Source organism: Aeromonas sp. MTB, from assembly GCF_056632455.1.
In genome coordinates, this window is record NZ_CP147026.1 from 866,349 (window position 1) to 873,277 (window position 6,929).

The following is a 6,929-nucleotide window of genomic DNA, read 5'->3' on the forward strand; positions in this document are numbered from 1 at the left end:
CAGTCAACAGATGAAGCCTTTCAAGGAGTTCTCAATGAGTGAAATCTATCTGGGTGTGAACATCGACCATATCGCCACCCTGCGCAACGCCCGTGGCACCCAGTATCCGGATCCGGTACAGGCCGCGTTCGTGGCCGAACAGGCCGGGGCTGATGGCATTACCGTGCATCTGCGAGAAGATCGCCGCCATATCACCGACCGTGATGTGGAGATCCTGCGCCAGACTATCCAGACGAGGATGAACCTGGAGATGGCAGTGACCGAAGAGATGATCGGCATCGCCTGCCGCATCAAGCCCCACTTCGTCTGTCTGGTGCCGGAGAAGCGCACCGAAGTGACCACCGAGGGCGGTCTGGACGTGGCCGGCCAGTTGGACAAGGTGACTGATGCCGTTGCCCGCCTCTCCGCGGTGGGGGCGCAGGTATCCCTCTTTATCGACGCCGATCCCATCCAGATCGATGCGGCTGCCGAGAGTGGCGCCCCTTTTATCGAGATCCACACCGGTCGCTATGCCGATGCCACCACAGATGCCGAGCGCAACGCCGAGTTCAAGCGTATCGCCGCCGGCGCCTCCTATGCCGCTGGCAAGGGCTTGAAGGTCAATGCCGGCCACGGCCTGCACTACCACAACGTCAAGGCTATCGCAGCTATCCCCGAGCTCTATGAGCTCAACATCGGCCACGCCATCATCGGCCGCGCCGCCTTCGATGGTCTGGCCAAAGCCGTGAGCGACATGCGCCTGCTGATGAAGGAAGCCCGTCAGGGGATCTGAGTTGCAAAATAGGCCCGCGGCCTGAGACCGGCCGCTAGAAATAACAAAGGACGCCGTGGCGTCCCTTGTTGTTTTTGGCCCTGTTCAAACAATGGCGACTCCCGCGCCGTAATAACCCAGCACAATCGGCTATAAGCAGTTGATGTCAAAAGGGTTACACTGGTTGACCCTGTGAGCTGGACGAGATTGTTATGGATCATCCCTTGTACCACCCCGATATCACCGAACTTGAGCCTGTCGCCCGCGCGGCGGGAGCGGCCATCATGGCCATCTACAGCCAGCCCTTCGCGGTGGAGTACAAGAGTGACGAGAGTCCGCTGACCGCAGCCGACAAGGGGGCTCATGCGGTGATCGTTCAGGCGTTGGCACGGCTGACTCCGGATATTCCCGTACTGTCTGAGGAGTCGGGGCCCGAGGTGATGGCGGCGCGCCACGGCTGGTCCCGCTACTGGCTGGTGGATCCCCTCGACGGCACCAAGGAGTTTGTCTCCCGCAACGGCGAGTTCACCGTCAATATCGCGCTGATTGAAGAGGGGGCACCGCGCTGGGGGCTGGTCTATGCCCCTGTGCTGGACAAGCTCTGGTATGGCGGAAAGGGTCTCGGTGCCTGGCGCATCGCCGATGGCAAGCGCGAGCCTATCCAGACCCGGCCTCATCGTGAAGGCGAGGCGTGGCGAGTGGTGGGCAGTCGCAACCACCTGTCGCAGGAGACCCTCGATTTCTTGGCTCCTTTTGGCGAGCTCGAGCTGGTCTCCATGGGCAGCTCCCTCAAGTTCTGCATCATTGCCGAGGGGGGCGCCGAGCTCTATCCGCGCCTTGCTCCTACTTGCGAGTGGGACACCGGTGCGGCGCAGGCTTTGCTGGAGGGGGCCGGTGGCAGCGTCACCCAACTCGATGGCTCATCCCTTGCCTACAACAAGCCCGATATCCTCAATCCCTGGTTTGTCGCCAAGGCATAAACGAGATATCGGGATGCAAAAAGGCCGGACTGGAATGAACTTCCAGTCCGGCCTTTTTTATTTCGCTATTCGCTTCGGGTCAGAAGACCTTTTTGAACGGCTTGATGGTGACCTTGGCGTAAACACCGGCGGTCACATAAGGGTCGGCATCAGCCCAGGCTTTGGCGTCAGCTTGCGAGGCAAACTCGGCGATAACGGTGCTGCCGGTAAAGCCTGCATCTGCTGGATCCTCGGCATCGATGGCCGGGTTGGGACCGGCGGTCAGCAGGCGCCCTTCACCCTGCAGGGCTTGCAGGCGAGCCAGATGGGCAGGGCGAACCTGCTTACGCAGTGGCAGGCTATCGGGGACATCTTCGGAGTAGATGAGATACCACATGAGACAATCCTTTTCTGATGAGGGTTATTTTTTTGGTTCGTCTTTTTGCTGGGACAACTGCTCGGCAGGGATGTGGCGATAGAGATAGACGCCGCTCAGCAGGGTAAAGACCAGCGTCATCCCCAGCAGACCGAACACCTTGAAGTTGACCCACATCTCTTGCGGCAGGTTGAACGCCACGTAGAGGTTGAGCAGGCCACAGACGGTAAAGAAGCCGACCCAGCCGAGATTGACTGTGTCCCAGACCTTATCGGGTGCTTGCAGCTCTTTGGCCAGCATCTGTTTGATCAAATTTTTGCCAAAGCCGTAGCGGCTGATGAGCAGGCCCAGTGCGAACAGCACGTTGATGACAGTCACTTTCCACTTGATGAAGGTGTCATCGTGGAAGAACACGGTGAGACCGCCAAAGAAGCCGACCAGCAGGAAGGTGAACAGCTGCATTTTCTCGACTTTGCGATAGCGGATCCAGCTATAGGCGAGCTGCAGACCGGTGACCACCACCAGTGCACCGGTAGCCATGTAGATGTCGTAGAACTTGTAGACCGCGAAGAAAACGATAAGTGGAATAAATTCAATAAATTGCTTCATTGTTGGCGCCTAGTCCTCAAAGATGGCCTGCAAATTTCGCCCAGTCTACCTGTACAGCAGACAACGGCAAATGAATAAGACCGCTCATTTTTACGCCGGTTCCGCGCCGTCGCCAAACAGTTGGCGTGCAATAGAGATCCCCAGTCGCTGCTGATCGGCCAGCAGGTCGCGGATATGGCGCTCTTCAATCAGAGGGTTGAGCAGCACGGCGCGCAGCAGGGTGAGCGGTTGGGCACCGTAGCGTACCACCGCTCGTTGGGTGCGGGAGACAAAGCTGTGCCCCTCGGCCCGTTGGGCTTTTTGCAGAGACACGTTGAAGTCGTTGATCTGCGCATTGGCCGTCTCATCCAGCACCTTGCCCTGCAGATGGGGTGGGATGCAGCGATAGGAGAGCAGATTCATCACCGGTGCCGACATCAGCTCGAAGGCGGGGTCGCTTTCGATGAGCTCGGCCATCAATCTGGCTCGGTCGTAGTTGGCTTCGATAAGCTCGGCATAGCCTTGCTGGCCGAAGACCTGGAAGGCGGCGTCCAGATAGAGTGCATTGGCCGGGCGGGTGCCCTCCAGGGTAAAGCGACCCTGATCAAACGAGGTGGCGCGAATAGCGTAGGGCGCCTCTCGCTTGACCGCCATCATCAAGTCTGGCTGGCGGCAGAGCAGCATGCCGGTACCGAGCGGCACCAGCAGTTGCTTGTGACCATCGAGGGTGACGGTGTCGGCGTGCTCTATTCCGGCCAGCAGACCTTGATAGCGGGGGGAGAAGAGGGTCGGGCCACCCCAGGCGGCATCCACGTGGAAGTGGATCTGCTCGCGCTCGGCGATGGCGGCCAGCTCAGGCAGGGGGTCGATGGAGCCAAAGTCGGTACTGCCAGCCACGCCGACCAATGCCAGTATTTTCAATTTCTGCTCTTTGCACTGGATCAGCGCCTGCTCCAGCGCAGCCAGACTGAGCCGGTTCTGTTCGTCAGTCTCAAGGCGCCAGACGCTGCGGGCGCCCAGTCCCAGCAGATCCATCCCCTTGTCGAAGGAGTAGTGCATCAGCCGGGAGCCCAGAATGACGGCGCCGCGATAGCCCTGCTCATAGAGGGCGAACAGGTTGTCGCCGCAGGCGCGGTTGCGGGCCAGCCAGAGGGCGGTGACGTTGGCGATGGTACCGCCGCTGGTCATGACGCCGAGGGCGGCATCCTTGGCATGCATCTGCTCGCCGTAGAAGGCATCATCCCTGCCATAGATGAGGCGGTGCAGCTTGGCCAGCACCTCCCGCTCCAGAAAGCTGAGCAGACGGGAGGACTCCATCTTCATCGGATTCTGGTTCAGCATCACCAGCAGGCGCGACAGCTCGGCAGTATAGGCCGGCAGTGGTGCCGTCATGTGGCCCATATAGCGTGGCGAGGTGAGGTGCGAGGCGCCGGGCACCAGAGTAGCCAGCCGCGCCAGATACTCCTCGATAGGTTGGCCGACTGCAGGCATGCGGGATTGATCGAGCTGGTGGGTGAACAGGTCGCGCTGATAGGGGGCCTGACTGTCGTCGGAGTGGTGGAAGCTCTCCAGCAAGGTGTTCATCGCCTCGCCAAAGGCGGGATCCGCTTGTGCAAACAACTCAGTCAACTTCATCAGGTTCTCCAGACCAGGTCACCGGGTTAGGTGTCTATGCCGCTTGTCTCGGGCATCGGCGGCAGAGCATACACCAAAGGGGGGCGGGTGACAGCCACCCCATTTTTAAGTGAACACTTGTACTCTGAAATGGTGCTGGGTAGAGTGAGCCGCAGTTATTGTGGAGTCGATGTTATGAGTGGTGTGATTGATTACTCCCCCCGGGAGGAGCTGGCAAACCGGCTGAGTCACGGTGCGGGATTGTTGCTGGGGATTGTCGGGCTGGTGTTGTTGCTCATCAAAGGATGGGGGCAGGGTACGCAGGCGCTGGTGAGTTACAGCCTTTATGGCGGCAGTCTGGTGCTGCTCTATCTCGCCTCGACCCTCTATCACAGCATGGCGGAAGGGCGGGCCAGACGTTGGTGCAAGGTGTTTGATCACTGCGCCATCTATCTGCTGATTGCCGGCACCTATACCCCCTTCCTGCTGGTGGCGCTCGACACGCCGCTGGCGAAGGGCTTGATGGTGGTGATCTGGGCCCTGGCGCTGGCTGGTGTGGTGTTCAAGCTGGTGTTTATCAACCGCTTCAAGAAGTTGTCGCTCTTTACCTACCTGATGTTGGGCTGGCTGTCGCTGGTGGTCATCTATCAGCTCTATATCCATCTGGCCGGTGAGGGGCTGCTGCTGCTCGGGCTTGGCGGCCTTATCTACAGCCTCGGGGTCATCTTCTATGTGGCCAAGCAGATCCCCTATAACCACGCCATCTGGCATCTCTTTGTGCTGGGTGGCAGCGTTTGTCACTTTATGGCCATTTACGGCTACGTCGCCTAACGTCTTGCAACTAGCCCTTAATTGGTATTTTGGGCGCGTAAAAGGATAAATTCGTGCGGTATCACACAGTTGGCATCAGCGTTTGCTGACAAGCTAGGGCCAGTTCAATTCGCAAAGGATGCACGAAATGAGTGAAATCGCGCTTTCCATCAGCATGTTGTCGCTGGTGGCAGTGCTGGGACTCTGGCTGGGAAACTGGCGAGTCTATGGCGTTGGCTTGGGAATAGGGGGGGTGCTGTTCGGCGGCATCATAGTGGGTCACTTTGCAGGCGCCTCCGATCTCGCGCTGGATGCACAAACGCTTCACTTTATTCAAGAATTTGGCCTGATCCTGTTTGTCTATACCATCGGCATCCAGGTCGGGCCGGGTTTCTTCTCGTCATTGCGCAGTTCAGGTCTCAAACTCAACGCCTTTGCCGCTTTGCTGGTCATCCTTGGCTGCGTGGTGGCCGCTGGCTTGCATCAATTTTTCGATGTGCCGTTGCCGGTCATTCTGGGGGTCTTCTCCGGTGCTGTCACCAATACGCCATCCCTCGGTGCGGGCCAGCAGATCCTGGCCGAGCTGGGCGCCGCGCCCGGTTCTACCGGCCTGATGGGGATGGGCTATGCGGTTGCCTATCCGTTTGGCATCTGTGGCATTTTGCTCACCATGTGGCTGGTCAGGGTTTTCTTTCGCATCAAGATCGACGATGAAGCCGCCCAGTTCGAGCTACAAACCGGTAAAACCAAGGAGAGCTTGCAGACCATCAACATCGCGGTGCGCAACCCCAACATGCACGGCCTGATGCTGAGCGAGATCCCGAGTCTCGACGAGTCTGATGTCATCTGTTCACGGCTCAAACGGGGCGACGAGCTGATGGTGCCACGGCCGGAATCCCGTATCGAACTGGGTGACTTGCTGCATCTGGTGGGTGAGCGTCACGCGCTGCACAAGGTGTTGTTGGTGTTGGGGGAGGAGGTGGAGACCTCGCTCTCGACCCGTGGCACCGATCTGCGCGTCGAGCGGGTAGTGGTGACCAACGAGCAGGTTCTTGGCAAGAAGATCCGCGATCTTGACATCAAACAGCGCTATGACGTGGTGATCTCCCGTCTCAACCGTGCCGGTATCGAGCTGGTGCCGACCAGCCAGACCAGCCTGCAGTTTGGTGACATCCTCAACCTTGTTGGCCGTCTCGACGCCATCGAAGCGGTGACCAATGTGGTCGGCAACGTGCAGCAAAAGCTGCAACAGGTGCAGATGTTGCCAGTATTTATCGGGATTGGCCTTGGCGTATTGCTCGGCTCCATCCCCTTCTATCTGCCCGGTTTTCCGGCCGCCCTCAAATTGGGTCTGGCGGGTGGGCCGCTGGTGGTGGCGCTGATCCTGTCGCGGATCGGCAGCATCGGCAAGCTCTACTGGTTCATGCCCCCCAGTGCCAACCTGGCGCTGCGGGAGATCGGCATCGTGCTGTTTCTGGCTGTGGTCGGCTTCAAGTCCGGTGCCGGTTTCGTCGATACCCTGATCAATGGTGATGGCCCAGCCTGGATGCTCTACGGTATGGCGATCACCCTGATCCCGCTGGTGGTGGTCGGTGTGCTGGCACGCCTCTACGGCAAGATGAACTATCTGACCCTGTGCGGCTTACTGGCCGGCTCCATGACAGATCCTCCCGCGCTGGCCTTTGCCAACGCCATGCACCCGACCAGTGGCGCCAGTGCGCTCTCATACGCGACTGTCTACCCGCTGGTGATGTTCCTGCGGATCATCTCGCCACAACTGCTGGCTATCATCCTCTGGGCGGGAGCCTAGGGTTAATCCTGACGGGAGCAG

Annotated in this window: 7 protein-coding genes; 4 read left to right on the forward strand and 3 right to left on the reverse strand. The window is 59.2% G+C overall.

Annotated elements, in window-relative coordinates; translation table 11 throughout:
• Window positions 1–34 precede the first annotated feature (34 nt).
• Complete coding sequence (pdxJ, locus tag WBR25_RS04145) at window positions 35–772, forward strand: pyridoxine 5'-phosphate synthase (RefSeq protein ID WP_479749449.1); 738 nt, start codon at window positions 35–37, stop codon at window positions 770–772.
• Window positions 773–963: 191 nt separating this feature from the next.
• Window positions 964–1,731, forward strand: a complete 768-nt coding sequence (cysQ, locus tag WBR25_RS04150; protein WP_372587415.1) for a 3'(2'),5'-bisphosphate nucleotidase CysQ — start codon at window positions 964–966, stop codon at window positions 1,729–1,731.
• A gap of 79 nt (window positions 1,732–1,810) precedes the next feature.
• Here cysQ and WBR25_RS04155 read toward each other — a convergent pair whose 3' ends face one another.
• The 3 genes from WBR25_RS04155 to WBR25_RS04165 all read right to left on the reverse strand — a co-directional run bounded on the left by WBR25_RS04155 (window position 1,811) and on the right by WBR25_RS04165 (window position 4,309).
• Window positions 1,811–2,107 (reverse strand): YciI family protein, encoded by a 297-nt coding sequence (locus tag WBR25_RS04155; protein WP_257691798.1) that lies wholly within the window; start codon window positions 2,105–2,107, stop codon window positions 1,811–1,813.
• A 24-nt stretch (window positions 2,108–2,131) separates the two neighbouring features.
• Window positions 2,132–2,695, reverse strand: a complete 564-nt coding sequence (locus WBR25_RS04160) for a septation protein A (RefSeq protein ID WP_064335576.1) — start codon at window positions 2,693–2,695, stop codon at window positions 2,132–2,134.
• Between the two features lie 90 nt (window positions 2,696–2,785).
• Window positions 2,786–4,309, reverse strand: a complete 1,524-nt coding sequence (locus WBR25_RS04165; RefSeq protein ID WP_479749450.1) for an aminotransferase class V-fold PLP-dependent enzyme — start codon at window positions 4,307–4,309, stop codon at window positions 2,786–2,788.
• 174 nt (window positions 4,310–4,483) lie between these two features.
• On the opposite strand from WBR25_RS04165, the gene trhA reads away from it, so the two are divergent.
• Together trhA and WBR25_RS04175 are read left to right on the forward strand one after the other, a co-directional pair.
• Window positions 4,484–5,119, forward strand: a complete 636-nt coding sequence (gene trhA / locus WBR25_RS04170; protein ID WP_479749451.1) for a PAQR family membrane homeostasis protein TrhA — start codon at window positions 4,484–4,486, stop codon at window positions 5,117–5,119.
• Between the two features lie 127 nt (window positions 5,120–5,246).
• Window positions 5,247–6,908: a putative transporter gene (locus WBR25_RS04175; RefSeq protein ID WP_479749452.1), complete on the forward strand. Its 1,662-nt coding sequence runs from the start codon at window positions 5,247–5,249 to the stop codon at window positions 6,906–6,908.
• Window positions 6,909–6,929: the final 21 nt, after the last annotated feature.

Coding starts and splice junctions, on each gene's coding strand:
- pdxJ (WP_479749449.1), top strand. CDS start 35: ATGAGTGAAATCTATCTGGGTGTGAACATCGACCATATCGCCACCCTG.
- WBR25_RS04160 (WP_064335576.1), bottom strand. CDS start 2,695: ATGAAGCAATTTATTGAATTTATTCCACTTATCGTTTTCTTCGCGGTC.
- WBR25_RS04175 (WP_479749452.1), top strand. CDS start 5,247: ATGAGTGAAATCGCGCTTTCCATCAGCATGTTGTCGCTGGTGGCAGTG.
- cysQ (WP_372587415.1), top strand. CDS start 964: ATGGATCATCCCTTGTACCACCCCGATATCACCGAACTTGAGCCTGTC.
- trhA (WP_479749451.1), top strand. CDS start 4,484: ATGAGTGGTGTGATTGATTACTCCCCCCGGGAGGAGCTGGCAAACCGG.
- WBR25_RS04155 (WP_257691798.1), bottom strand. CDS start 2,107: ATGTGGTATCTCATCTACTCCGAAGATGTCCCCGATAGCCTGCCACTG.
- WBR25_RS04165 (WP_479749450.1), bottom strand. CDS start 4,309: ATGAAGTTGACTGAGTTGTTTGCACAAGCGGATCCCGCCTTTGGCGAG.